This window comes from Vibrio sp. FE10 (assembly GCF_030297155.1).
Lineage (GTDB): Bacteria > Pseudomonadota > Gammaproteobacteria > Enterobacterales > Vibrionaceae > Vibrio > Vibrio apostichopi.
On the sequence record NZ_AP028067.1, the window covers coordinates 3,778,603 to 3,801,387 of the forward strand.

Consider the following 22,785-nt stretch of genomic DNA (forward strand, 5'->3'; position numbering starts at 1 on the left):
ATGAAAAGATACTTATTAGACATCAAAGCCGATGATAAACCAGTACTGTTAGAACGTGTTCTTCGTGTTATTCGTCACCGTGGCTTCATCGTTAAGCAAGTGGCAGGCACCCAAAACCACGAAAGCAAAGTCGCGAGCGTTGAGATCATTGTCGACAGTGACCGCCCGATTTCTTTCTTAGTTAATCAGATCGAAAAACTGTGGGATGTACGTACCGTTGACGTTATCTCTATCAGTCGCAATGAATTGCCAAACAATAACTTACAACAAAAAATAAGTGCATAAGGAACCGCAAACATGACAGCTAAAACGGCAGACTATATTTGGTTTAACGGTGAAATGGTTCCTTGGGCAGAGGCGAACGTTCACGTCCTGACTCACGCAATGCACTACGGTACTTCTGTATTTGAAGGCGTTCGTTGCTACAACACGCCAAAGGGGCCGGTTATCTTCCGTCACCCTGAGCACGCAAGACGCCTAAAAGACTCAGCGAAAATCTACCGCTTCCCAATTCCTTTTACTGAGGAAGAAATTATGGAAGCGACTCGCGAAACGCTACGCCAAAATAAGCTAGAGTCAGCGTACATCCGCCCTCTCGGCTTTGTGGGTAACGTTGGTTTAGGTGTTTGCCCTCCTGAAAACACAGAAATGGATCTGATCATCGCCGCTTTCCCATGGGGTTCTTACCTAGGTGAAGAAGCGCTAGAAAATGGCGTAGATGCGATGATCTCAAGCTGGAACCGTGCAGCGCCAAATACTATCCCAACCTCGGCAAAGGCTGGCGGTAACTACCTATCATCACTGCTCGTTGGTGGTGAAGCTCGTCGTCATGGTTACGATGAAGGTATTGCTCTGAGTGTTGATGGGTACCTTTCAGAGGGTGCGGGCGAGAACATTTTTGTTATTCGTAACGGCATTCTTTCTACACCACCAGCAACCAGCGCGATTCTGCCGGGTATCACTCGTGACTCGATCATGACACTAGCAAAAGACATGGGTTATGAAATCCGTGAAGAGAACATTGCTCGTGAAGCACTGTACCTTGCTGACGAAGTCTTCATGACCGGCACAGCTGCAGAGATCGTTCCGGTTCGCAGCGTAGACAAAATTACAGTAGGTGAAGGCAAACGCGGTCCTATCACTGAAAAAGTTCAAGCAGCTTACTTTGGTTTATTCAATGGCACGACTGAAGATAAGTGGGGCTGGTTAGATTACGTTTACCCAGCAGACCACGCGTCAGAAAGCCAAACACAAACCACTAAGTAAGCAACAGCCAAATATTTTATAAGGATTTAAGCAATGCCAATCTATCGTTCAGCAACTACTACCCACGGACGCAACATGGCTGGTGCGCGCGCTTTATGGCGTGCAACTGGCGTTAAAGATGATGACTTCGGTAAGCCAATCATCGCGGTTGTAAACTCTTTCACTCAATTCGTACCAGGCCACGTTCACCTTAAAGATATGGGTCAACTGGTTGCGGGTGAAATCGAGAAAGCGGGCGGTATCGCTAAAGAATTCAACACCATCGCAGTCGATGATGGTATCGCAATGGGCCACGGCGGCATGTTGTACTCACTGCCATCACGTGAGCTTATTGCAGACTCAGTAGAATACATGGTCAATGCACACTGTGCGGATGCGATGGTGTGTATCTCTAACTGTGACAAAATCACTCCGGGAATGATGATGGCTGCAATGCGCCTTAACATCCCAGTGATCTTTGTATCAGGCGGCCCAATGGAAGCAGGTAAAACCAAGCTTTCAGATCAGATCATCAAACTCGACCTTGTTGATGCAATGATCCAAGGTGCCGATCCAACGATTTCAGATGAGCAAAGTGAGCAAGTAGAACGTTCTGCATGTCCAACCTGTGGTTCATGTTCAGGTATGTTCACAGCCAACTCAATGAACTGTCTAACAGAAGCACTTGGCCTATCTCAGCCTGGTAACGGTTCTATGCTGGCGACCCACGCAGACCGTGAAGAACTGTTCATCAATGCCGGTAAGCGCATCGTTGATCTAACCAAGCGCTACTACGAGCAAGACGACGAATCAGCACTGCCACGCAACATCGCAAACCGCGCGGCTTTTGATAATGCGATGGCGCTTGATATCGCAATGGGTGGTTCTAGTAACACCGTTCTTCACCTTTTAGCGGCCGCTCAAGAAGGCGACATTGATTTCGATATGGATGATATCGATGCGATGTCTCGCCGTGTTCCACACTTATGTAAAGTGGCACCTTCAACACCTAAGTACCACATGGAAGACGTTCACCGCGCTGGTGGTGTAATGGCGATCCTTGGTGAACTTGACCGTGCTGGTCTACTGAACAACCAAACTCGCACCGTGCTTGGTCTAAGCATGCAAGAGCAACTTGCACAGTACGACATCATGCAGACAGAAGACGAAGCGGTACTTAAGTTCTTCCGTGCTGGCCCTGCGGGCATCCGTACAACTAAAGCTTTCTCACAAGATTGCCGTTGGGATCGCCTTGATGACGATCGCAAAGAAGGTTGTATTCGTACTAAAGAAAACGCATTCAGCCAAGAAGGTGGCCTAGCGGTACTTTCAGGTAACATCGCCGTTGATGGTTGTATCGTTAAGACTGCAGGTGTTGATGAAGAAAACCTTAAATTCCAAGGTCCAGCAATCGTATTTGAAAGCCAAGATACAGCAGTAGAAGGTATCTTAGCGGGTAAAGTAAAAGCAGGCGAAGTCGTGGTTATTCGCTACGAAGGGCCTAAAGGAGGTCCAGGTATGCAAGAAATGCTGTACCCAACGACTTACTTGAAATCAATGGGCCTAGGCAAGTCATGTGCTCTACTGACTGATGGTCGCTTCTCTGGTGGTACATCGGGTCTGTCTATCGGCCACGCGTCTCCAGAAGCAGCAAGTGGCGGTGTAATTGGTCTAGTTAACTCGGGCGATATCATCACTATCGACATCCCTAGCCGTTCAATCACGCTTGATGTACCAGAAGCAGAACTAACAGCACGTCGTGAAAAACAAGATGCATTAGGCTGGAAACCAGAAAACCGTCAGCGTGAAGTGTCATTCGCACTGAAAGCTTACGCGAGCATGGCAACCAGTGCCGACAAAGGCGCAGTGCGTGATAAGTCTAAGCTTGAGGACTAATCTATGAGTGACGACACCTCCACTCCCAAAAAACAAAGTGGCGCAGATTATCTGCGCCAGATCCTGAGAGCACCGGTTTACGAAGCAGCGATTGTGACACCTCTGCAAGACATGCCACGTCTAAGCGCTCGTATCGGTAATCAGGTTCAGCTAAAACGAGAGGACCGTCAGCCGGTACACTCGTTTAAGTTGCGCGGCGCTTACAACATGGTTTCAAGCCTTTCTGAACAACAGAAAGCCGCAGGTGTGATCGCAGCATCAGCAGGAAACCACGCACAAGGTATGGCGCTATCTGGCTCTAAGTTGGGTATTCAAACCACGATAGTGATGCCAAAAACGACGCCGGACATCAAGGTCGATGCGGTACGCGGTTTTGGCGGCAAAGTGGTTTTGCACGGCAGTAATTTCGATGAAGCGAAAGCGGAAGCGGAACGCCTATCAGCTGAACATGGCTTCACCTTTGTGCCTCCTTTCGATCACCCACTCGTGATTGCAGGACAAGGTACTATGGGTATGGAGATGCTGCAGCAGAACGGTCACATGGATTACATCTTTGTACCGGTTGGTGGTGGTGGCTTGGCCGCTGGTGTCGCAGTGCTTATCAAACAACTGATGCCAGAAATTAAAGTGATTGCGGTAGAGCCTGAAGACTCGGCTTGCTTGAAAGCAGCACTGGATGCGGGTGAACCCGTAGTACTGGATCAGGTCAGCATGTTTGCTGATGGTGTTGCGGTAAAACGCATTGGTGAAGAAACCTTCCGTCTTTGCCAACAGTACATTGATGGTCATATTACCGTCTCTAGCGATGAAATCTGCTCTGCGGTAAAGGACATCTTTGAAGACACCCGTGCGATTGCTGAGCCTTCAGGAGCGCTTGCTCTGGCAGGCCTTAAAAAGTTTGCAGAACAAAACAAACTACAAGATAAGCAATTGGCGACGGTATTGTCTGGTGCAAACACCAACTTCCACGGTCTACGTTATGTCTCTGAGCGTTGTGAATTGGGTGAGAAGCGAGAAGGTCTACTTGCGGTAACGATTCCAGAGCGACAAGGTGCGTTCCTAGAGTTCTGTAACATTATTGGTGGTCGAGCGGTGACTGAGTTTAACTACCGCCACAACGACGAAAGCCTGGCGAATATCTTCGTTGGTGTACGTCTACAAGGTGGACAAGAAGAACTCGAACACATCATCAATGACTTACGTGAGGGTGACTACGCGGTTGTCGACTTATCTGATGACGAGATGGCCAAACTGCACATTCGTTACATGATCGGCGGTAAACCATCGAAGCCATTGAAAGAACGTCTATATAGCTTTGAGTTTCCTGAATACCCTGGTGCATTGATTAAATTCCTTGATACCTTAGGCACTCATTGGAATATCAGCTTGTTCAACTATCGTAACCACGGCGCTGATTATGGTCGTGTGCTGTGTGGCTTTGAGCTTGGTGATGACGATCTGGCTCAGTTCTCTACGCACTTAGAAGAACTCGGCTACCAATGCAAAGATGAAACCGATAACCCTTCCTACAAGTTCTTCTTGTCTTAAGAGTTCGGCCTATGCATGAAAAAGAGCGAGTTATGATAACTCGCTCTTTTTATTGGGCCGATTCAAACCTCATTCGCAAGATCCTTAACCGATCACATCATTAGATCGCTTTACGATGATCCAACCAATCTTGGTGAAGCTGTTCACTCGATCCTAAATACTTAACCATCCACTCGATCAACTTATGGTTGTCGTCTTTACGCCACACTAAGCAGCAATGGCTCTGCGGGCTTGGCTCGGGCAATATTTTTTCCACCAGCAAACCTTGCTCAATAATAGGTGCGGCGATATGCCTTGGCATGTAACCCACCCCAACACCATTTTTAAGGCACTCTATTGCGCTGTACCAGTTAGGTAATAGAAGACGTCTCTGACTCGCATAGTGACCAGTGTGACGCTTAGGCAGCACGCTAGAGGTATCATCCAAACAGATCGCTGGATATTGACTGACAAAGGCTTCGTTGAGGTTTTGCTCTCGCACACAAGGATGACTGGGTGACATAACAAATGCCCAATCTAACCGCCCCATATCCTTTACTTCAAAGTCACCACCAACCGGAATCGCCGAAGTAGCGCCAATCACAATATCCGCTCTGCCCTGTGCAATGGCTTCCCAAGAACCGTTAAACACTTCCATGTTGATCTGTAACTCAGCGAACTCGAAGGTTTGATAAAACTCTTCAATCATTGGCTTCATCTTGTCGAGCTTCACCACGTTATCAAGGGTTAGACGTAAGGTTTTCTTCCAACCACGCGCAGCTCGGCGAGTTTGTGCACTGAGTTCTTCCATTTGTCTCAGCAGTTGGCGAGCCTCTTCAATAAACAGCTCCCCAGCAGGCGTTAGCTCTACTTTTCTTGGTAAGCGTCTGAAAAGTAAAACATCAAGCTCTTGCTCTACCTGTCTAACCCCATAGCTGATCGCCGATGGTACTTTGTGCAATTGTTCTGCAGCCGCAGTAAAGCTGCCCAAGCGAGCAACGGTATCAAGCATTTCTAACGAGGATTTAGAGAACATAAGCCTTCAAATTTTTTGATTGATAACTACATATTTTAGCGTTTTATTTTATCAGCTCTGAAAAATAGAATGTCAGCATAAATAAACAGGGACTTTCACACCTGATTATCTAACAATTTTTTTGATGATAAAAACATCACTACCTTTAGCTTAATGGCATCTTATGAATATTTCTAAATTTCAATTGGTCTACCTTGCAGTACTTTCAATGCTTGGTTTCATCGCGACTGATATGTACCTTCCAGCGTTTAAAGCAATGGAAGTCGACTTTGCAACCGGTCCAGAGCAGATCGCCTTGTCTCTAACCGTATTCCTTGGCGGTATGGCACTGGGTCAGCTTCTTTGGGGTCTAGCAAGTGACAAATATGGTCACCGCAATACGCTAGCTGTCGGTCTAGTGATATTTACTGCTGCTTCATTCGGCTTAGCATTCAGTACCGAAGTATGGCACCTACTGACACTGCGCTTCATTCAAGCGATCGGTGTATGTGCGCCTGCGGTAATTTGGCAAGCAATGGTTATCAAGCGCTACTCTCAGAGCAGTAGCCAGCAAATTTTTGCGACTATCATGCCTCTAGTAGCCCTATCTCCAGCATTAGCACCTCAACTGGGTGTGTTGCTAGCAGACAGCTTTGGCTGGCACAGTATCTTTATCACATTGACGCTAATGGGCGCATTGTTGATCGCAACGACAATGGCTCAACCAAAAGAAGCGCCGGAAGTAAAACAAACATCGATAAAAACGGATATTAAAACGCTACTTAAGTCTAAGCCATACATGGGCAATGTGTTGATGTTTGCATCGGCGTCAGCAGCGTTCTTCGCTTACCTAACAGGTATGCCAGAGATCATGGCTCAGCTAGGTTATGAAGCCAAAGACATTGGCCTGAGCTTCATTCCACAGACAATCGCCTTTATGGCGGGTGGTTACTTCGGTAAGCAGGCAGTGAAAAAATACGGTGATGGCATCGTATTACGAAACCTGATTGGTTTGTTTAGTGTTGCTGCGTTACTGATTTTTATCGCATCACAATGGGAACTGACTTCAATTTGGCCTCTACTGGCACCGTTCTGTCTGATTGCAGTAGCAAACGGCGCGCTTTACCCAATCGTAGTAAACCGTGCCCTATCAAGCGCAAAACAGAGTCCAGCAACAGCGGCAGGCCTACAGAATAGCCTTCAGATCAGTATTAGTAGCCTATCAAGCGCATTAGTTGCCGCTATGGCGAGCCAAGCTCTAAGCGCGACAGGTATCGCTGTGGTGATTTGTTTAGGTACTTTGTGGATTGGTTACATCGTTTCGAACAAAGAACTGTCTGACCACTTTGTTGCGCCAGATAACTCTCGCGTAGTGGCAGAAGAGAAGCAAGACTAGCTTCTAGCTTAAGAAAACAAAAAAAGAGCGAGATTACTCGCTCTTTTTTAATATCTACGGTTACTTAGATACCGCTTCGATTACACTTCAACGGCTTCCAATACTGGTGCTTTGTGGCGACTGTATTCGTCATAGTTAACCACTCGGCTACGCCCCATATCTTTGGCCATATAGAGTGCGTTGTCTGCCATCTTAACCAAAGATTCTGTATCAGACGCTGGTTTAGGATAGGTGGCAACACCAATAGATACGCCCAACTGTCCTAATGAAAGCCCTTTGTGCTCAAGGTGCATAGAGCGCACCGCATCACACAATGTCTGACCAAACTCCGTAGCTTGTTCCATCGAGTAATGCGGAAGCAGTATCGCTAACTCTTCACCGCCTAATCGGCATGCGATCTCATCTTCACTCACACTCTGTTTGAGTAGTGCGCTGATCTCTTTCAATACGAAATCACCCGCATCATGGCCAAAGTTGTCATTGAAACGTTTGAAGTGATCCAAATCGAGCATCAGCAATGATAACGGTTGCTCGCTGGTGGCGGAGTTCATCGAATGTTCTTCCAGTTTTTGTTCGAAGAAACGACGGTTAAACAGACCCGTTAATGGATCGCTTAATGCTTGTGAGCGAAGCTTCTCTTGAAGGCTCAAGTTAGCCAGCGCTAAACCTAAATGCTCTGAAACACTGAAAGCCAGTTGCTCGGTAATAGGATCAATCTTGATATCACCCACCCCGAAGTAAAGGTGCATAATACCGATGGTATTGCCGTGTGCAGTCAACGGAATACAAAGCGTTTGGTTGTTATCCATCTCGTGCATGTGCCCACAAGTCAACGAATGGAAATCATCATTCGATTGGTGCGCACGACCTTTACGTAATGACCAACACTCTTCCGGCGCAAAGCTTGCGCTACCCGGCCACGCTTCTCCCCAGTCGAGCTGAGTGATCAGCTGGTTACGCGATGCACGCATCAGGGAAACACTGCCGTTCACGTTACCAAGAATTCGCGGCAAGATATCAGAAACAATCTGCTGTGCTTCAACCATGTTATTACACGCTGCCAACATGTTCGCGAGGCGGTGCATCAGTTCTATTTCATGAGTTCTTTGGCGAATACGCTCATCTTGCTTCTTCTGCTCTTCTTCCACTTTATGAACGATCTGACGGTTGCTTACATAAGACGTACCAATCAGGAAACTCAAGCTCAGTAATACCATGCCGATCAGAATTCCCATTAACTGGAAGTTCATCTGCTTAAGCTGGTGCATAGGTGAAGAGATCACGATAACGAAACTGTTATCGTTGATAGATTCTTTGTAGGAGTAATAGATTCGGTCAACAGAGGTAACGGTACTAAAACGCACATCACTGCCAAGTCCGGTTTTCAGAGCTTGCTGAAATTCAGGGCGGTCACTATGATTCTCAACGCTCGCCAGTGCATGATCAGACAGGTCAGTATCACCAATCACCACGCCATCAGGATTAATGATCTGAATTCTTAACCGTGTGTTAGCTTGCGTAAGGTTACCAATATAATCATCAGCATCGACACCATCCGTAAACAAACTGTTGTCTTCACGGATTTCATAAACGACATCAGACATCAACGACACTAAGTGGTTGCGTTCGTTTTCTACTACTAACTTTTCCAAGGTGATGTAAAAGCCATATAGGCCCACCAGCATTGAAAAAGATAAAATAACGATTGGCAGGGTCTGCCATTTCTTATCGACAAGTCTCACAGTGTGTTCACTTCCATTTTACAGAACTACCGCCCGAATAATAACAAGACTACAACAAAATACAATTGGGAAATAGATTATTTTTTTGTCAGTAAAGGATGACAAAAAAGCCAGCAACAATCGTTACTGGCTTTTATCAGAATAAGATTTCAAACGTCAGAAATTACTTCTTAGTTGGACGTTTCCAATCAGCAATCTTGCGTTCTTTTGCACGGCTGATAACTAACTCATTTTCAGCAACATCACGAGTTACTGTAGAGCCAGCACCAACGGTAGCACCGTTACCAATCGTAACAGGAGCGATGAGTTGGCTATCTGAACCAACAAATACGTCATCGCCAATGATGGTCTTAAACTTGTTCGCGCCATCGTAGTTACAAGTGATAGCACCGGCACCCACATTTACGCGCTGACCAATTTCAGCATCACCGAGATATGTTAGGTGGTTCGCTTTAGAACCTTCACCAAGGCGAGTGTTCTTCACTTCAACAAAGTTGCCGACGTGCGAATTGTTACGCATGTCAGCACCAGGACGTAAGCGAGTGAAAGGACCAACCGTACAGTCTTCACCAATTGTCGCACCTTCGATTACGCTGTATGGGCGAACGATAGTGTTGTCATCAATCTCACAGTCTTTCAGTACACAACCAGTGCCGATAACCACGTTATCACCAATGCTTACGCTGCCTTCAATGATTACGTTGGTATCAATCTCAACATCCATACCACATTGAAGCTCACCACGTAGGTCAAAGCGGCTTGGGTCGCGCAGCATTACGCCTTGCTTTAATAGCTTGTCTGCTTGCTCAGCTTGGTAAGCACGCTCTAGACGAGCCAGTTGAGAGCGATCGTTCACGCCTTCAACTTCAATTGGGTTGACAGGGTGAACCGCTTCAACCGCACGACCTTCATCGTGAGCCGCTGCGATAACGTCAGTCAGGTAATATTCACCTTGTGCGTTGTCATTGCTTAGACCTGATAGCCAACGCTTAAGATCGCCGCCTGTTGCGACCATAACGCCGGTGTTGATCTCTTTGATAAGCTTCTGCTCATCGGTCGCATCTTTCTGCTCAACGATTGCCACGACAGGGCCATTGCGACGAATGATACGACCGTAACCCATAGGGTTATCTAGAACGACAGTGAGTAGTGCAATACCACCGTTTGGTTGAGCGTCTAATAGGTTTTCAATGGTTTCTGGCGAGATAAGCGGAACATCACCGTATAGTACAAGTACTTTTTCATCATCAGCGAAATGCGCAGAAGCCTGATCGACCGCGTGGCCAGTACCGAGCTGTTCAGCTTGCAGTGCCCAGTTAACCGTCTCGCTCGCTAGCGTAGATTTCATCTGCTCACCACCGTGGCCGTAAACCAAGTGGATGTTTTGAGCGCCTAAGCCGTTACAAGTATCGATAACGTGTTTAACCATCGGCTTACCCGCAAGAGTGTGTAGAACCTTTGGTGTGTTTGAATACATGCGAGTGCCTTTGCCCGCTGCGAGAATTACCGCGCTAAACTTCATTGTAAACCTATCCAACATTATTTTTTATTAAGCCGATATTGTAACCGTTTTTGGCCAAAAAATTAAATCGCAATAACCATTTAACCGGTATTGATATGTAAAAGGAGCATTTTTGAGAGTTCAAAAATGCAAAAAGGCGACCCTTAGGTCGCCTTTATCTCAGAGTCACTAATCTTATAAAAGATTAACGACGCTGTTTTGTCAGTTCGATAACTCGTAACTGAGCAATGGCTTTAGCCAGTTCACCGGCCGCTTGTGCGAAGTCTATGTCGCCATGCTGATTTTGGATATTCTCCACAGCCTTGCGCTTAGCTTCTTCCGCCTTTGCTGCGTCTAGTTCTTCACCACGGATAGCCGTATCAGCCAGTACAGTCGCTGTACCAGGCTGAACTTCTACCATACCACCAGAAACATAAATGATTTCTTCGTGGCCGTGCTGCTTAACAATACGCACCATACCAGGCTTGATAGCGGTCAGCAGTGGAGTGTGACCATGGAAAATACCAAGCTCACCCTCACTACCGGTCACCTGAAACGTTTCAACAAGACCAGAGAAAAGTTGTTTCTCTGCGCTTACAACGTCTAGGTGAAAGGTTATTGCTGCCATATCGCCTCCTAGTTAGCCTTATAGCTTCTTAGCATTCTCAATAGCTTCGTCAATTGCACCACAGTACATGAACGCTTGCTCTGGAATGTCATCGTATTCACCAGATAGAAGACCTTGGAAGCCACGTAGAGTCTCTTTAAGAGGTACGTAAACGCCTGGGTCACCTGTAAATACTTCCGCTACGTGGTAAGGCTGAGTTAGGAACTTCTCAATCTTACGAGCACGAGATACGACTTGCTTATCTTCTTCAGATAGCTCATCCATACCTAGGATAGCAATGATATCTTTCAGCTCTTTATAGCGCTGAAGTGTAGACTGAACGCCACGAGCGATGTCGTAGTGTTCTTGTCCAACTACCAATGGATCCAGTTGACGTGAAGTAGAATCTAGCGGGTCGATCGCTGGGTATAGACCCATAGATGCGATATTACGGTTAAGTACTACCGTTGCATCTAAGTGAGCGAACGTTGTTGCTGGAGACGGGTCAGTCAAGTCATCCGCAGGTACGTATACCGCCTGTACAGACGTGATAGAACCAGCTTTAGTTGACGTGATACGCTCTTGTAGAACACCCATTTCTTCAGCTAGTGTAGGTTGGTAACCTACCGCAGAAGGCATACGACCTAGAAGTGCTGATACTTCAGTACCTGCTAGTGTGTAACGGTAGATGTTATCAACGAACAGTAGAACGTCACGACCTTCGTCACGGAAGCGCTCTGCCATTGTTAGACCAGTCAGTGCAACACGTAGACGGTTACCTGGTGGCTCGTTCATCTGACCGTAAACCATCGCTACTTTTGATTCTTCAGGTTTTTCGATGTTTACAACACCTGCTTCCTGCATCTCAAAGTAGAAATCGTTACCTTCACGAGTACGCTCACCTACACCTGCAAATACAGATAGGCCTGAGTGTTGAAGTGCGATGTTGTTGATAAGTTCCATCATGTTAACGGTCTTACCTACACCAGCACCACCGAATAGACCGATTTTACCACCCTTAGCGAATGGACAAATCAAGTCGATTACTTTAACACCAGTTTCTAGAAGAGAAGTCTCATTAGACTGCTCTTCGTAGCTTGGAGCTTCGCGGTGAATTGCGTAATGCTCTTCAGCACCGATTTCACCACACTCATCAATTGCGTCACCTAGGACGTTCATGATACGACCAAGTGTCTTAGTACCTACTGGTACCGAGATTGGAGCGCCAGTATTTTCAACTGTCAAACCACGACGTAAACCATCAGAGCTACCCATTACGATTGCGCGTACTACGCCACCGCCAAGTTGTTGCTGAACTTCAAGAACTAGACGTTCTTTCACTTCATTAACATTCAGAGCATCGTATACACGAGGTACTTCGCCCTGTGGGAACTCTACGTCGACTACCGCACCAATGATCTGTACGATCTTACCTGTAGCCATCGTTAATCCTCTAACTATTTAGTTTTACCTAAGCTTAAACCGCAGCTGCGCCTGAAACGATCTCAGAAAGTTCTTGTGTAATCGCCGATTGACGGGCTTTGTTATACACAAGTTCTAAGTCATCAATAATGTCACCAGCATTATCTGTTGCTGATTTCATTGCAATCATTCGAGCCGCTTGTTCACAAGCAAGATTCTCTACCACACCTTGATACACTTGAGATTCGACGTATCGAACTAATAGTGCATCTAGTAATGGTTTTGGCTCAGGCTCATAAATGTAGTCCCAAGCATGATCGCGTTTCATGTCTTCGCTGTCTGATTTAGGCAAAGGAAGTAATTGATCGATCGTTGGTTCTTGAACCATAGTGTTTTCAAATCTGTTAAACACTACGAACAGGCGATCCAATTCACCTTCATCATATTTCTTCAGCATAACGCTTACAGAGCCAATCAAGTCTTCAAGGCTTGGACGATCGCCCAGACCAGAAACTTGAGCTGCTACTTTCGCGCCGCTGTTATTGAAAAATGCTGTTGCTTTAGAACCTACAATTGCAAGCTCTACATCAGCACCTTTCTCAGACCAATCTTTCATGTCATTCATAGCTTTCTTGAACAAGTTAATGTTCAAACCACCACAAAGACCACGGTCTGTAGAAACGATGATGTAACCAACACGTTTGGCTTCACGTTCCTCAAGATAAGGATGCTTATACTCGAGGCTACCATTAGCCAAATGACCGATCACTTTACGCATTGTTTCTGCATATGGACGAGTAGCTTCCATTGCGTCTTGAGAACGACGCATTTTTGAAGCTGCTACCATTTCCATTGCTTTCGTAATCTTCTGTGTGCTTTTAACACTACCGATTTTATTACGTATCTCTTTTGCGCCGGCCATCGTTACTCTCCGTTAATGGTATGAGGTGGCCCTAAGACCACCTACCAATTACCAGGTCTGGGTTGCCTTGAAATCGTCAACAAGCTTCTTCAGCTCAGCTTCGATTTCTTTGTTGAAAGCACCCGTTGCGTCGATCTGTGTTGCTAGATCAGCGTATTGACCACGAGCAAACGACAGTAAAGCAGCTTCAAAATCTAGAACTTTAGAAAGCTCTACGTCTTGAAGGTATCCACGCTCTGCAGCGAAGATTACTAGAGCTTGGTCAAATACAGACATAGGAGCATATTGTTTCTGCTTCATCAGTTCTGTAACTTTTTGACCGTGGTCTAGTTGCTTTTTGGTCGCTTCATCAAGATCCGATGAGAACTGTGCAAATGCTGCGAGTTCACGGTATTGAGCTAGAGCAGTACGGATACCGCCAGATAGCTTCTTGATGATTTTAGTCTGCGCCGAACCACCTACACGAGAAACTGAGATACCAGGGTCAACAGCTGGACGTACGCCCGCGTTGAATAGTTCAGTTTGTAGGAAGATCTGACCATCAGTAATCGAGATTACGTTCGTTGGTACGAATGCAGATACGTCACCAGCTTGCGTTTCGATGATAGGTAGAGCAGTTAAAGAACCAGTCTTGCCTGTCACTTCACCGTTAGTGAACTTTTCTACGTATGCTTCGCTTACACGAGCAGCACGCTCTAGTAGACGAGAGTGAAGGTAGAAAACATCACCAGGGAACGCTTCACGGCCAGGTGGACGCTTAAGTAGTAGTGAAATTTGACGGTAAGCTACCGCTTGCTTAGATAGATCATCATAAACAATCAGTGCATCTTCGCCGCGATCACGGAAGTATTCACCCATCGCACAACCAGCATACGGTGCAAGGTATTGCAGCGCAGCAGATTCAGAAGCCGATGCAACAACAACAACAGTGTTAGCCAGTGCGCCGTGCTCTTCTAGTTTGCGAACTACGTTAGCAATAGTCGACGCTTTTTGGCCGATAGCTACGTAGATAGAGAAAATACCAGAGTCTTTCTGGTTGATAATCGCATCGATCGCCATTGCTGTTTTACCAGTCTGACGGTCACCGATTACTAGTTCACGTTGACCACGACCGATAGGGATCATTGAGTCAACTGACTTGTAACCAGTTTGAACAGGTTGATCTACCGATTTACGGTCGATTACACCTGGTGCGATAATTTCTACAGGCGAAGTTAATTTCGCTTCGATAGGACCTTTACCATCAATTGGCTCACCTAGCGTGTTTACAACACGACCAAGCATTTCAGGACCTACTGGTACTTCAAGAATACGACCAGTACCTGTAACTTTCATGCCTTCCTGTAGGTCAGCATACGGGCCCATTACAACAGCACCAACCGAATCACGGTTCAAGTTTAGTGCTAGCGCGTAACGGCCACCCGGTAGTTCGATCATTTCACCTTGCATCACGTCCGCTAGGCCGTGGATGCTAAGGATGCCATCGCTTACAGAAACGATAGTACCTTCATTGCGAGCTTCACTAACAACGTCGAAAGATTCAATACGTTGTTTAATTAGATCGCTAATTTCAGTGGAATTAAGTTGCATGCTCCAATCCCCATTAAGACTGCAATGCATCGCTCAGGCGGTCTAAACGACTGCGCGCTGAGTTATCGATGACTAGGTCTCCGGCTCGAATAATAACTCCACTAAGTAGAGTCTCATCTATACTGCAATTCAGCTGAACTTTGCGCGCTAGGCGCAGTTCCAATTTGCTGATGATGCTTGAACGTTGTTCTTCAGAAAGCTCAACCGCTGAAGTTACTTCAACGTCGATTTCTTTCTCATGCTCTTGTTTAAGCAATAAGAACTGTTTGCAAACATCAGGAAAGGCCATTAAACGACCATTCTCTGCCATCACTTTAATTAAGTTCTGACCGAATTCATCAAATTGTTCGCCACAAATTACAATGAATACTTCAGCTAACTTTTCAGCAGTCATAGAACTGCTTAATAAATTATGAACATCATCATTTTGTGCCACTTCGGCAGCAAAAGTAAGCATTTGACCCCATTGGTCTAGCTCACCTTTATCTACCGCAAAGTCAAACGCTGCTTTAGCATAGGGGCGTGCGATTGTAGTCAAATCAGACATATACAGCCCCTTGCTTTAAAGTTTTGCAGTAATGTTGTTAAGAAGATCATTGTGTACATCTTTATCGATAGTACGCTCAAGGATTTTCTCAGCACCAGCTATAGCCAGAGTTGCGACTTGTTTGCGCAGGTCATCACGGGCACGTGTGCGTTCAGCTTCAATTTCAGCTTCAGCTTGCGTTAAGATCTTCTGGCGTTCTGCCTGAGCCTCTTCGCGCGCTTCATCAATAATCTGAGCTTTACGTTTGTTTGCCTGATCAATAACCTCAGTTGCAGTGCGCTTCGCTTCCTTCATTTGCTCAGAAGCGTTGGCTTGTGCCAGGTTCAAGTCTTTAGCAGCGCGTTCAGCGGCTACAAGACCGTCAGCAATTTTTTTCTGACGTTCTTCAATTGCTTGCATAATTGGTGGCCATACATATTTCATGCAGAACCAAACAAACAGCGAAAAAGCAATTGCTTGACCTAACAGAGTTGCGTTCATATTCACAACAGCTACTCCTCGTTAAGAATCAACTACAAAAATTTAATTAACTATTGAGAGTTAATTAGCCTGCTAGCTGACTTACAAATGGGTTAGCAAACGTGAATAGTAGTGCGATTACGATACCGATCATTGGAACAGCATCCAGTAGACCAGCGATGATGAACATCTTAACTTGTAGCATTGGAGCCATTTCAGGTTGACGCGCAGCGCCTTCTAGGAATTTACCACCAAGAATAGCAAAACCAATTGCAGTACCTACGGCACAAAGACCAACAATGATAGCAACAGCGATTGCTGAAAAACTTAGTACAGTTTCCATTTACGTTCTCCGATTAACATTAATAGTTAGAATAAAGCTTAAAAATTTTTTTAGTGATCACTATCTTCATGGGCCATTGATAGATAAACGATTGTCAACATCATGAAAACAAACGCTTGAATCAAAATAACCAAGATATGGAAGATAGCCCAAGGTAGTGCACCTACCCATTGTAAGTACCACGGTAGCATTGCCGCGATAAGAATAAACACCACCTCACCCGCAAACATATTACCAAATAAACGCATACCTAGAGATAGTGGCTTCGCTAATAACGAAATTACCTCAAGTACCAAGTTAAATGGAATCATGATTGGGTGATTAAATGGATGCAGTGCCAATTCTTTAGCAAATCCGCCCAAGCCTTTTACTTTGATGCTGTAGTAGATCATCAGAGCAAAAACACCTAAAGCCATTGCCATTGTTATATTTACATCAGCTGTAGGAACCACTTTCAAGTAAGGGATACCTAGCCAATGCTCTGCAGGATACGGTAAGAAATCGATAGGCACTAAGTCCATCAAGTTCATTATGATAATCCAGCAGAATATAGTCAGTGCTAATGGAGCTACCAGAGGATTGCGGCCATGGAAAGTTTCTTTAACGTTGTCGCCAACGAATTCCACTACCATTTCAACAAAACACTGAAGCTTACCAGGTACACCTACTGTTGCTTTCTTAGCGACTGAGCGAAAAACCCAAAGGAATAACACCCCTGTCAGCACAGAAAAAAACAGACTGTCTATATGTACGTTCCAGAAACTTGTTTCCTCTACAAGACCAAACTTAGCTAAAGAAAGGTTTTGTAAATGGTGTTCAATGTATCCGGATGCTGTTGGCGCAGCCATAACTCATCCTATTTTTTATTGTTAATGAAAAGCACTGGCGCAAAGATATTAATACCTAGAACCAGTAAATAGGTCAGTTTGAGGGGAATTAATTCCACCTGCATATACATGTAGACAATAGAGAATAGTAAAACTGTGATTAAGATTTTGAGCACTTCGCCAGCATAGAACGACGCCGCAACTAACTTAGTTGCGCGAGCTCCACAAAATAGAAAAGCACACACACAAAAAACTACATTCGCGATGACAAAAATACCGCCACCGATTAATGCAGCAAAACCCCAATCAGGATTAACAGCTAAACCTAACCCTATCGCCACTAATATAACCGCGCTAAGCTCGATCAATAACATTTGCTTTGCAAGCACTCGTCCTGGTCTTGCTAACGCCGCTACCATGTATTCGTTCCTCTTTAAGCCCACTTTACCACTCGCTTAAAAGCGTGCTGAGAAATTGGCGAAAATTATACGTTCAGCCAAATTGATTGCAATCACAATGCAGCAATCATTTACATTTTTGCATACAAACCGACAACTTTTGTACGAAATTACTTGTTTATTACATAATTGACCTAAATCAATTATCTCATTTAGTACTCTAGTTTAGCAATAAGTTGCTCTAATTTGTGAGGCTCATCAAGAGTAATTGTCACTTTTGACTTACCGCTAACAGAACGAGTAACTGAAACGTTTGCTTGCAATTTTTCCGTAAGTCTTCGTGAAAGTTCGATGGCTTCTTTGTCCTCGGGCTTCGATTCAGACTCAACCTCTGGTTTTAAGCACTTTTTAACGAGTTGCTCAGTTTGACGCACGGTCATTTGTTTGCTTGCTGCGGTGTTAGCCGCTTCGACCTGAACATCACCTTCAAGTGCTAATAATGCACGAGCATGGCCCATCTCAAGCTGCTTTGACACGACTAACGCCTTTACCGGCTCAGCCAATTGGTTAAGACGCAGCAGGTTACTCACGGTTGCGCGAGATTTACCTATCACATCAGCCACCTTTTGGTGCGTCAGTTCAAATTCGTTCTGTAAACGTTCTAGAGCCTGCGCTTCCTCGATCACATTCAGGTCTTCACGCTGAATATTCTCGATCAATGCCATAGCAATAGCGGCCTTGTCAGCGACTTTCTTAACCAGACACGGAACCTGCTTAAGACCAGCTTGGCGAGCGGCTCTCCAACGACGTTCACCAGCGATAATCTCAAACTGGTCCTGCGTTAAATGACGCACAACAATCGGCTGAATAATGCCTTGAGATTGGATTGAAGCTGCCAACTCTTCTAGCGCTTCTGGCGCAATATCCTTACGCGGTTGATATACACCTGGCTTTAAGCAACCAACAGCAATCTCGATCAGTTCTCCATCAGCAGACAAAGCCTGGCTATGAGAAGCAACTTGTTGTTTTTCACGAGCCAACGAGCTAGTTGCAAGCAATGCATCTAGCCCTTTTCCTAAACCACGCTTAGACATTGAGCGAATTCCTTTGGTTAGACTTATACTGGGACTTCTTCACGACGCAACATTTCGCCTGCCAGAGCAAGATATGCTTTAGCTCCTGCGGAATATTTGTCGTAGTACATTGCTGGCTTGCCATGACTTGGCGCTTCTGCCAGACGCACATTACGAGGGATCACAGTTCGGTAGACTTTATTACCGAAGTGTTTTTTGAGTTGATCAGAGACTTCATTCGATAAGCGGTTACGAGGATCGTACATTGTACGCAGGAGACCTTCGATCTTCAGATCCTCGTTTACTACAGCGGCAAGTTTACTGATGGTATCCATCAATGCAGTCAAACCTTCTAAAGCAAAGTATTCACATTGCATAGGAACCAAAACGGAATCGGCCGCAGCCATCGCGTTGATTGTAAGAAGATTTAATGACGGTGGGCAATCAATAAAGATGAAATCATAGTTGCCACGAATGGATGCCAGTGCGTTCTTTAGGCGAACTTCGCGAGCAAACACTTCCATCAGCTTGATTTCTGCTGCCGTAACGTCACCGTTTGCGGCAATGAGGTCGTAATTACCAGATGTGCTTCGGCAAACTACCTCATCGAATGGGCTGTCTTCAACCAGCAAATCGTAAGCAGTTGCTTCAACCTGATATTTGTCGACACCACTCGCCATAGTGGCATTACCTTGAGGGTCGAGGTCAACAACCAATATCTTGCGTTTAGTTGCTGCCATTGATGCTGCTAAGTTAACACAAGTTGTTGTTTTTCCTACGCCACCTTTCTGGTTGGCAATTGCTACAATTCTACCCACTATGGCCTCGCTGATTATCCCTGACGCGATAAAGTAACTAAATGACGCTCTCCATCAAGCTCTGGCACTTGCAAAGCTTTGATGTCTGTCACTGAACACCATTCAGGTAACAGGTCGATTTCGTCTCTAGGATGTTGTCCCTTAAGAGCCAAAAATACACCGGATTGCTCTTTAGGTAAATGGTGACACCACTCTACCATGTCTGTCATTGAAGCAAACGCACGACTGAGCACTGCATCAAACTTTTCTTCTGGTTGAAATTCTTCAACACGGCTTTGTACTGGAACAACGTTGTCGATGCCCAATTCATGAATCACTTGTTTAATAAAACGAATACGCTTGCCTAGGCTATCGAGCAAGTAAAACTCGCAGTCAGGGTTCATGATTGAGAGCGGAATCCCAGGAAGACCAGGGCCCGTACCTACATCAATAAAGCGCTTGCCTTGTAAGTGAGTGCTAACAATGATGCTATCTAAGATATGTTTCACCATCATTTCTTGCGGGTCACGAACAGACGTTAAATTATAAGCCTTGTTCCATTTATTGAGTAATTCAACGTAGCCCACTAATTGGCTACGTTGTTTTTCCGATACTTCAAGTTCAGTCTGGCTAATCAGGTGATCCAGTTTTTCGCGTAATGCGCTCATTATGCTTCCTCACCTTTTTTCAATAGGCCGTGCTTTTTCAGATAAACCAACAAAATCGAGATTGCAGCAGGCGTGATACCTGAGATACGCGAAGCAATACCGATCGAGTCAGGTTTAGCGGTAGTTAGTTTTAGAACCACTTCGTTAGAAAGCCCTTTTACCTTGCTGTAATCGATGTCAGCCGGCAGTTTGGTGTTTTCATGACGCAGTGATTTTTCAATTTCATCTTGTTGACGCTGGATATAGCCATCGTACTTAACTTGGATCTCAACTTGCTCAGAGGCTTGTTGATCTTCCAATGCAGGACCGAAACGATCTAACGACGTTAGCTGTGAATAAGTCATTTCAGGACGACGAAGAAGATCTTCACCACTCGCTTCACGAGACATTGGTGTTTTAAGGATCTGGTTCAATTGATCAATATCTTCAGATTTTGGATTAATCCATGTTTCTTTAAGACGTTGACGCTCTTTCTCCATGTTTTCCATCTTCTCGTTGAATCGTGTCCAACGAGCATCGTCGACCAAGCCAAGTTCACGTGACTTTTCAGTCAAACGGATATCGGCGTTGTCTTCACGTAGCAACAAGCGGTATTCGGCACGAGATGTAAACATGCGGTACGGTTCTTTAGTACCCATTGTCGACAAGTCATCAATAAGTACACCCATGTAAGCTTGATCGCGGCGTGGGCTCCAGCCCTCTTTGCCTTGCGTAAACAAACTCGCATTCAAACCGGCCATTAAGCCTTGTGCTGCGGCTTCTTCGTAGCCAGTGGTGCCATTGATTTGACCGGCAAAGAACAGACCCTTAATAAACTTGGTTTCGTAAGTCAGTTTAAGATCGCGAGGGTCAAAGAAATCGTACTCAATCGCGTAGCCAGGACGAACGATGTGTGCGTTCTCAAAACCTTTCATTGAGTGAACAATTTTTACCTGAACATCAAACGGCAAACTGGTTGAAATACCATTAGGGTATAACTCGTGCGTCGTTAGGCCTTCAGGCTCAATGAAAATTTGGTGACTGTTTTTATCAGCAAAGCGCATCACTTTGTCTTCAATCGACGGACAGTAACGAGGGCCAATACCTTCAATCACACCAGCGTACATTGGGCTGCGATCGAGATTGGCACGAATAACGTCATGCGTATTTTCGTTAGTGTGCGTGATGTAACATGGAATCTGACGCGGCTGCTGAGCTCGGTTACCCATGAATGAGAAAACCGGAGTCGGATTATCGCCGTGTTGAACCTCAAGCTCAGAAAAATCAACGCTGCGTGCATCGATGCGAGGAGGTGTACCCGTTTTCAGGCGATCAACACGAAATGGAAGATCACGAAGACGGTCAGCAAGCGCGATCGATGGTGGATCACCCGCGCGTCCACCCGATGAACTTTCCATACCAATATGGATCTTACCGCCTAGGAATGTGCCTACCGTTAAGACCACAGCGTTAGCGCGGAATTTGAGGCCCATTTGCGTAACCACACCCACCACTTGATCTTGTTCAACGATCAAGTCATCAACCGACTGTTGGAACAGAGTTAGGTTTGGTGTGTTTTCAAGAACATTACGGACAAAGGCTTTGTAAAGTGCGCGGTCAGCTTGTGCACGAGTTGCACGTACCGCAGGGCCTTTTGATGCATTTAATGTTCTGAACTGAATACCTGCATGATCAATAGCTTGCGCCATTAATCCACCCATAGCATCGACCTCTTTTACCAAGTGGCCCTTACCGATCCCGCCAATGGCTGGGTTGCAAGACATCTGTCCCAACGTATCGATATTATGAGTTAGTAATAACGTACTTTGACCAGTACGTGCAGATGCGAGTGCGGCTTCCGTTCCTGCATGGCCACCACCAACAACGATGACGTCAAATTTTTCGTGATAAAGCATGAACCGACCTCAGGTACTCAAACGTTTCTAGATTGATAAAAAGGAGCGATATTCTACCTGTTTTCATAGCTTGAGAAAACGTTTTTGGAATTTTTCGAGAAAGCTGTTTTTAATTAATATAGATAAGATCTTTAAAGAGATCTTTTATTAGATCTATTATTAGGATCGAGGGTATCTGTGGATAAGTCAAAAATGATCAACAAGATCATGGATCTTTTTTGGATCAAAGGATGTGATCTAACTTTGATCATGATGAGGATTAGCTGGGATCAAAATGGCTACTTATACACAAGGGGAAATTACCTAGAAAGTTGTTATTTGGATAACTATAGGTTAATCACCGTATATGTATGATCTTATCCACAGAGAAAATTGAAAAAATGACATGTATTTCGATTTATTTTCAAAAAAGTTATTCACAATCACGATATTCAGAGACAAAAAAAGCGGCATAAGCCGCTTTTTAGAAGATTGAGGAGTTAAAACTGGTCACTATGATCGTTAAACCAATCCTCTGCAGCATCCTCAGGAACCGGTGTTTCAAGAACATCGATGGTAAAACACTCTGAAATAGGCTGAGCACCAAGCTTTTCTAGAAGCGAATAAGCAGACTGGCCTGCAGAACAGAAAGTGTCGTAGCTTGAGTCACCAAGAGCAACCACAGCAAAGCGAATCGCGCTTAAATCGGGAGATTCTTGATTCAATGACTTGATCAAAGGCTGGATGTTATCAGGAAACTCACCGGCACCATGCGTCGATGTCACCAATAACCAAGTACCTTGTTGCGGAATATTGTCGTATTCAGGCTGATTATGAAGCTCGATCTCGTGCCCTTGAGCCTCTAGAAGATCGTTAAGGTGATCGCCAACGTATTCAGCGCCACCTAAGGTGCTGCCAGTAATAATGTGGATCATT

Annotated in this window: 22 protein-coding genes; 5 read left to right on the forward strand and 17 right to left on the reverse strand. The window is 45.3% G+C overall.

The annotated features are described in order from the left end of the window. Genes ilvM through ilvA form a run of 4 tightly spaced genes read left to right on the forward strand, consistent with a single transcriptional unit; the run spans position 1 to position 4,689 of the window. Positions 1-285, forward strand: coding sequence for an acetolactate synthase 2 small subunit (gene ilvM / locus QUF19_RS17010; protein WP_017111739.1), 285 nt, complete (start codon positions 1-3; stop codon positions 283-285). A 12-nt stretch (positions 286-297) separates the two neighbouring features. Then, positions 298-1,266 carry a branched-chain amino acid transaminase gene (locus tag QUF19_RS17015; protein WP_102361773.1) on the forward strand — a complete coding sequence of 323 codons (969 nt, stop codon included), beginning with the start codon at positions 298-300 and terminating at the stop codon, positions 1,264-1,266. 33 nt (positions 1,267-1,299) lie between these two features. After that, on the forward strand, positions 1,300-3,141 hold the full coding sequence (gene ilvD / locus QUF19_RS17020) for a dihydroxy-acid dehydratase (RefSeq protein ID WP_286295213.1): 1,842 nt from the start codon (positions 1,300-1,302) through the stop codon (positions 3,139-3,141). A gap of 3 nt (positions 3,142-3,144) precedes the next feature. Further along, a complete protein-coding gene (ilvA, locus tag QUF19_RS17025) occupies positions 3,145-4,689 on the forward strand; it encodes a threonine ammonia-lyase, biosynthetic (RefSeq protein WP_061025213.1) in 1,545 nt (514 codons plus the stop codon). Positions 4,690-4,789: 100 nt separating this feature from the next. On the opposite strand, the gene punR is transcribed toward ilvA, so the two are convergent. Next, entirely contained in the window at positions 4,790-5,704 is a 915-nt protein-coding gene (punR, locus tag QUF19_RS17030; RefSeq protein WP_065104226.1) for a DNA-binding transcriptional activator PunR, read from the reverse strand. A gap of 163 nt (positions 5,705-5,867) precedes the next feature. Here punR and punC point away from each other — a divergent pair, with 163 nt between their 5' ends. Beyond that, entirely contained in the window at positions 5,868-7,079 is a 1,212-nt protein-coding gene (gene punC, locus QUF19_RS17035) for a purine nucleoside transporter PunC (protein ID WP_102437606.1), read from the forward strand. 80 nt (positions 7,080-7,159) lie between these two features. Here the strand turns inward: punC and QUF19_RS17040 are convergent, their stop codons facing one another. The 16 genes from QUF19_RS17040 to mioC all read right to left on the reverse strand — a co-directional run bounded on the left by QUF19_RS17040 (position 7,160) and on the right by mioC (position 22,784). Beyond that, a complete protein-coding gene (locus tag QUF19_RS17040; RefSeq protein ID WP_286298919.1) occupies positions 7,160-8,764 on the reverse strand; it encodes a diguanylate cyclase in 1,605 nt (534 codons plus the stop codon). Between the two features lie 220 nt (positions 8,765-8,984). Beyond that, positions 8,985-10,343, reverse strand: a complete 1,359-nt coding sequence (gene glmU, locus QUF19_RS17045; protein ID WP_286295215.1) for a bifunctional UDP-N-acetylglucosamine diphosphorylase/glucosamine-1-phosphate N-acetyltransferase GlmU — start codon at positions 10,341-10,343, stop codon at positions 8,985-8,987. A gap of 184 nt (positions 10,344-10,527) precedes the next feature. Continuing rightward, the gene (locus QUF19_RS17050; protein ID WP_017107532.1) at positions 10,528-10,950 is read right to left on the reverse strand and encodes a F0F1 ATP synthase subunit epsilon; all 423 of its coding nucleotides are present in this window, start codon (positions 10,948-10,950) and stop codon (positions 10,528-10,530) included. An 18-nt stretch (positions 10,951-10,968) separates the two neighbouring features. Continuing rightward, entirely contained in the window at positions 10,969-12,372 is a 1,404-nt protein-coding gene (atpD, locus tag QUF19_RS17055) for a F0F1 ATP synthase subunit beta (RefSeq protein ID WP_017107531.1), read from the reverse strand. A 34-nt stretch (positions 12,373-12,406) separates the two neighbouring features. After that, positions 12,407-13,273, reverse strand: coding sequence for a F0F1 ATP synthase subunit gamma (atpG, locus tag QUF19_RS17060; protein WP_017107530.1), 867 nt, complete (start codon positions 13,271-13,273; stop codon positions 12,407-12,409). Between the two features lie 48 nt (positions 13,274-13,321). Continuing rightward, entirely contained in the window at positions 13,322-14,863 is a 1,542-nt protein-coding gene (gene atpA / locus QUF19_RS17065) for a F0F1 ATP synthase subunit alpha (RefSeq protein ID WP_004735737.1), read from the reverse strand. Between the two features lie 13 nt (positions 14,864-14,876). Further along, on the reverse strand, positions 14,877-15,410 hold the full coding sequence (gene atpH, locus QUF19_RS17070; protein WP_017107529.1) for a F0F1 ATP synthase subunit delta: 534 nt from the start codon (positions 15,408-15,410) through the stop codon (positions 14,877-14,879). Between the two features lie 15 nt (positions 15,411-15,425). Further along, positions 15,426-15,896 (reverse strand): F0F1 ATP synthase subunit B, encoded by a 471-nt coding sequence (gene atpF, locus QUF19_RS17075; protein ID WP_017077303.1) that lies wholly within the window; start codon positions 15,894-15,896, stop codon positions 15,426-15,428. 58 nt (positions 15,897-15,954) lie between these two features. Then, on the reverse strand, positions 15,955-16,212 hold the full coding sequence (gene atpE / locus QUF19_RS17080; protein ID WP_004735734.1) for a F0F1 ATP synthase subunit C: 258 nt from the start codon (positions 16,210-16,212) through the stop codon (positions 15,955-15,957). Positions 16,213-16,262: 50 nt separating this feature from the next. Next, the gene (gene atpB, locus QUF19_RS17085; RefSeq protein ID WP_004735733.1) at positions 16,263-17,060 is read right to left on the reverse strand and encodes a F0F1 ATP synthase subunit A; all 798 of its coding nucleotides are present in this window, start codon (positions 17,058-17,060) and stop codon (positions 16,263-16,265) included. An 8-nt stretch (positions 17,061-17,068) separates the two neighbouring features. Next, on the reverse strand, positions 17,069-17,458 hold the full coding sequence (locus QUF19_RS17090; protein WP_004735732.1) for a F0F1 ATP synthase subunit I: 390 nt from the start codon (positions 17,456-17,458) through the stop codon (positions 17,069-17,071). Between the two features lie 191 nt (positions 17,459-17,649). Beyond that, on the reverse strand, positions 17,650-18,531 hold the full coding sequence (locus QUF19_RS17095) for a ParB/RepB/Spo0J family partition protein (RefSeq protein ID WP_017111745.1): 882 nt from the start codon (positions 18,529-18,531) through the stop codon (positions 17,650-17,652). Positions 18,532-18,554: 23 nt separating this feature from the next. Further along, a complete protein-coding gene (locus QUF19_RS17100) occupies positions 18,555-19,328 on the reverse strand; it encodes a ParA family protein (RefSeq protein ID WP_102437602.1) in 774 nt (257 codons plus the stop codon). Positions 19,329-19,342: 14 nt separating this feature from the next. Beyond that, a complete protein-coding gene (gene rsmG, locus QUF19_RS17105) occupies positions 19,343-19,975 on the reverse strand; it encodes a 16S rRNA (guanine(527)-N(7))-methyltransferase RsmG (protein WP_286295222.1) in 633 nt (210 codons plus the stop codon). Then, a complete protein-coding gene (gene mnmG / locus QUF19_RS17110; RefSeq protein WP_012605106.1) occupies positions 19,975-21,870 on the reverse strand; it encodes a tRNA uridine-5-carboxymethylaminomethyl(34) synthesis enzyme MnmG in 1,896 nt (631 codons plus the stop codon). The genes rsmG and mnmG overlap by 1 nt, the downstream gene beginning before the upstream one ends. Positions 21,871-22,349: 479 nt before the next feature. Next, entirely contained in the window at positions 22,350-22,784 is a 435-nt protein-coding gene (gene mioC, locus QUF19_RS17115) for an FMN-binding protein MioC (RefSeq protein WP_286295223.1), read from the reverse strand. Between the last annotated feature and the right edge of the window lies 1 nt (position 22,785).

What these genes read in the sequence shown, in the direction of transcription:
- QUF19_RS17050 (WP_017107532.1), bottom strand. Translation starts at nt 10,950, where the DNA reads ATGGCAGCAATAACCTTTCACCTAGACGTTGTAAGCGCAGAGAAACAA.
- atpB (WP_004735733.1), bottom strand. Translation starts at nt 17,060, where the DNA reads ATGGCTGCGCCAACAGCATCCGGATACATTGAACACCATTTACAAAAC.
- ilvD (WP_286295213.1), top strand. Translation starts at nt 1,300, where the DNA reads ATGCCAATCTATCGTTCAGCAACTACTACCCACGGACGCAACATGGCT.
- ilvM (WP_017111739.1), top strand. Translation starts at nt 1, where the DNA reads ATGAAAAGATACTTATTAGACATCAAAGCCGATGATAAACCAGTACTG.
- atpH (WP_017107529.1), bottom strand. Translation starts at nt 15,410, where the DNA reads ATGTCTGATTTGACTACAATCGCACGCCCCTATGCTAAAGCAGCGTTT.
- mioC (WP_286295223.1), bottom strand. Translation starts at nt 22,784, where the DNA reads ATGATCCACATTATTACTGGCAGCACCTTAGGTGGCGCTGAATACGTT.
- rsmG (WP_286295222.1), bottom strand. Translation starts at nt 19,975, where the DNA reads ATGAGCGCATTACGCGAAAAACTGGATCACCTGATTAGCCAGACTGAA.
- punC (WP_102437606.1), top strand. Translation starts at nt 5,868, where the DNA reads ATGAATATTTCTAAATTTCAATTGGTCTACCTTGCAGTACTTTCAATG.
- atpG (WP_017107530.1), bottom strand. Translation starts at nt 13,273, where the DNA reads ATGGCCGGCGCAAAAGAGATACGTAATAAAATCGGTAGTGTTAAAAGC.
- mnmG (WP_012605106.1), bottom strand. Translation starts at nt 21,870, where the DNA reads ATGCTTTATCACGAAAAATTTGACGTCATCGTTGTTGGTGGTGGCCAT.
- punR (WP_065104226.1), bottom strand. Translation starts at nt 5,704, where the DNA reads ATGTTCTCTAAATCCTCGTTAGAAATGCTTGATACCGTTGCTCGCTTG.
- atpD (WP_017107531.1), bottom strand. Translation starts at nt 12,372, where the DNA reads ATGGCTACAGGTAAGATCGTACAGATCATTGGTGCGGTAGTCGACGTA.
- QUF19_RS17090 (WP_004735732.1), bottom strand. Translation starts at nt 17,458, where the DNA reads ATGGTAGCGGCGTTAGCAAGACCAGGACGAGTGCTTGCAAAGCAAATG.
- QUF19_RS17095 (WP_017111745.1), bottom strand. Translation starts at nt 18,531, where the DNA reads ATGTCTAAGCGTGGTTTAGGAAAAGGGCTAGATGCATTGCTTGCAACT.
- ilvA (WP_061025213.1), top strand. Translation starts at nt 3,145, where the DNA reads ATGAGTGACGACACCTCCACTCCCAAAAAACAAAGTGGCGCAGATTAT.
- QUF19_RS17040 (WP_286298919.1), bottom strand. Translation starts at nt 8,764, where the DNA reads ATGCTGGTGGGCCTATATGGCTTTTACATCACCTTGGAAAAGTTAGTA.
- glmU (WP_286295215.1), bottom strand. Translation starts at nt 10,343, where the DNA reads ATGAAGTTTAGCGCGGTAATTCTCGCAGCGGGCAAAGGCACTCGCATG.
- QUF19_RS17015 (WP_102361773.1), top strand. Translation starts at nt 298, where the DNA reads ATGACAGCTAAAACGGCAGACTATATTTGGTTTAACGGTGAAATGGTT.
- atpA (WP_004735737.1), bottom strand. Translation starts at nt 14,863, where the DNA reads ATGCAACTTAATTCCACTGAAATTAGCGATCTAATTAAACAACGTATT.
- atpE (WP_004735734.1), bottom strand. Translation starts at nt 16,212, where the DNA reads ATGGAAACTGTACTAAGTTTTTCAGCAATCGCTGTTGCTATCATTGTT.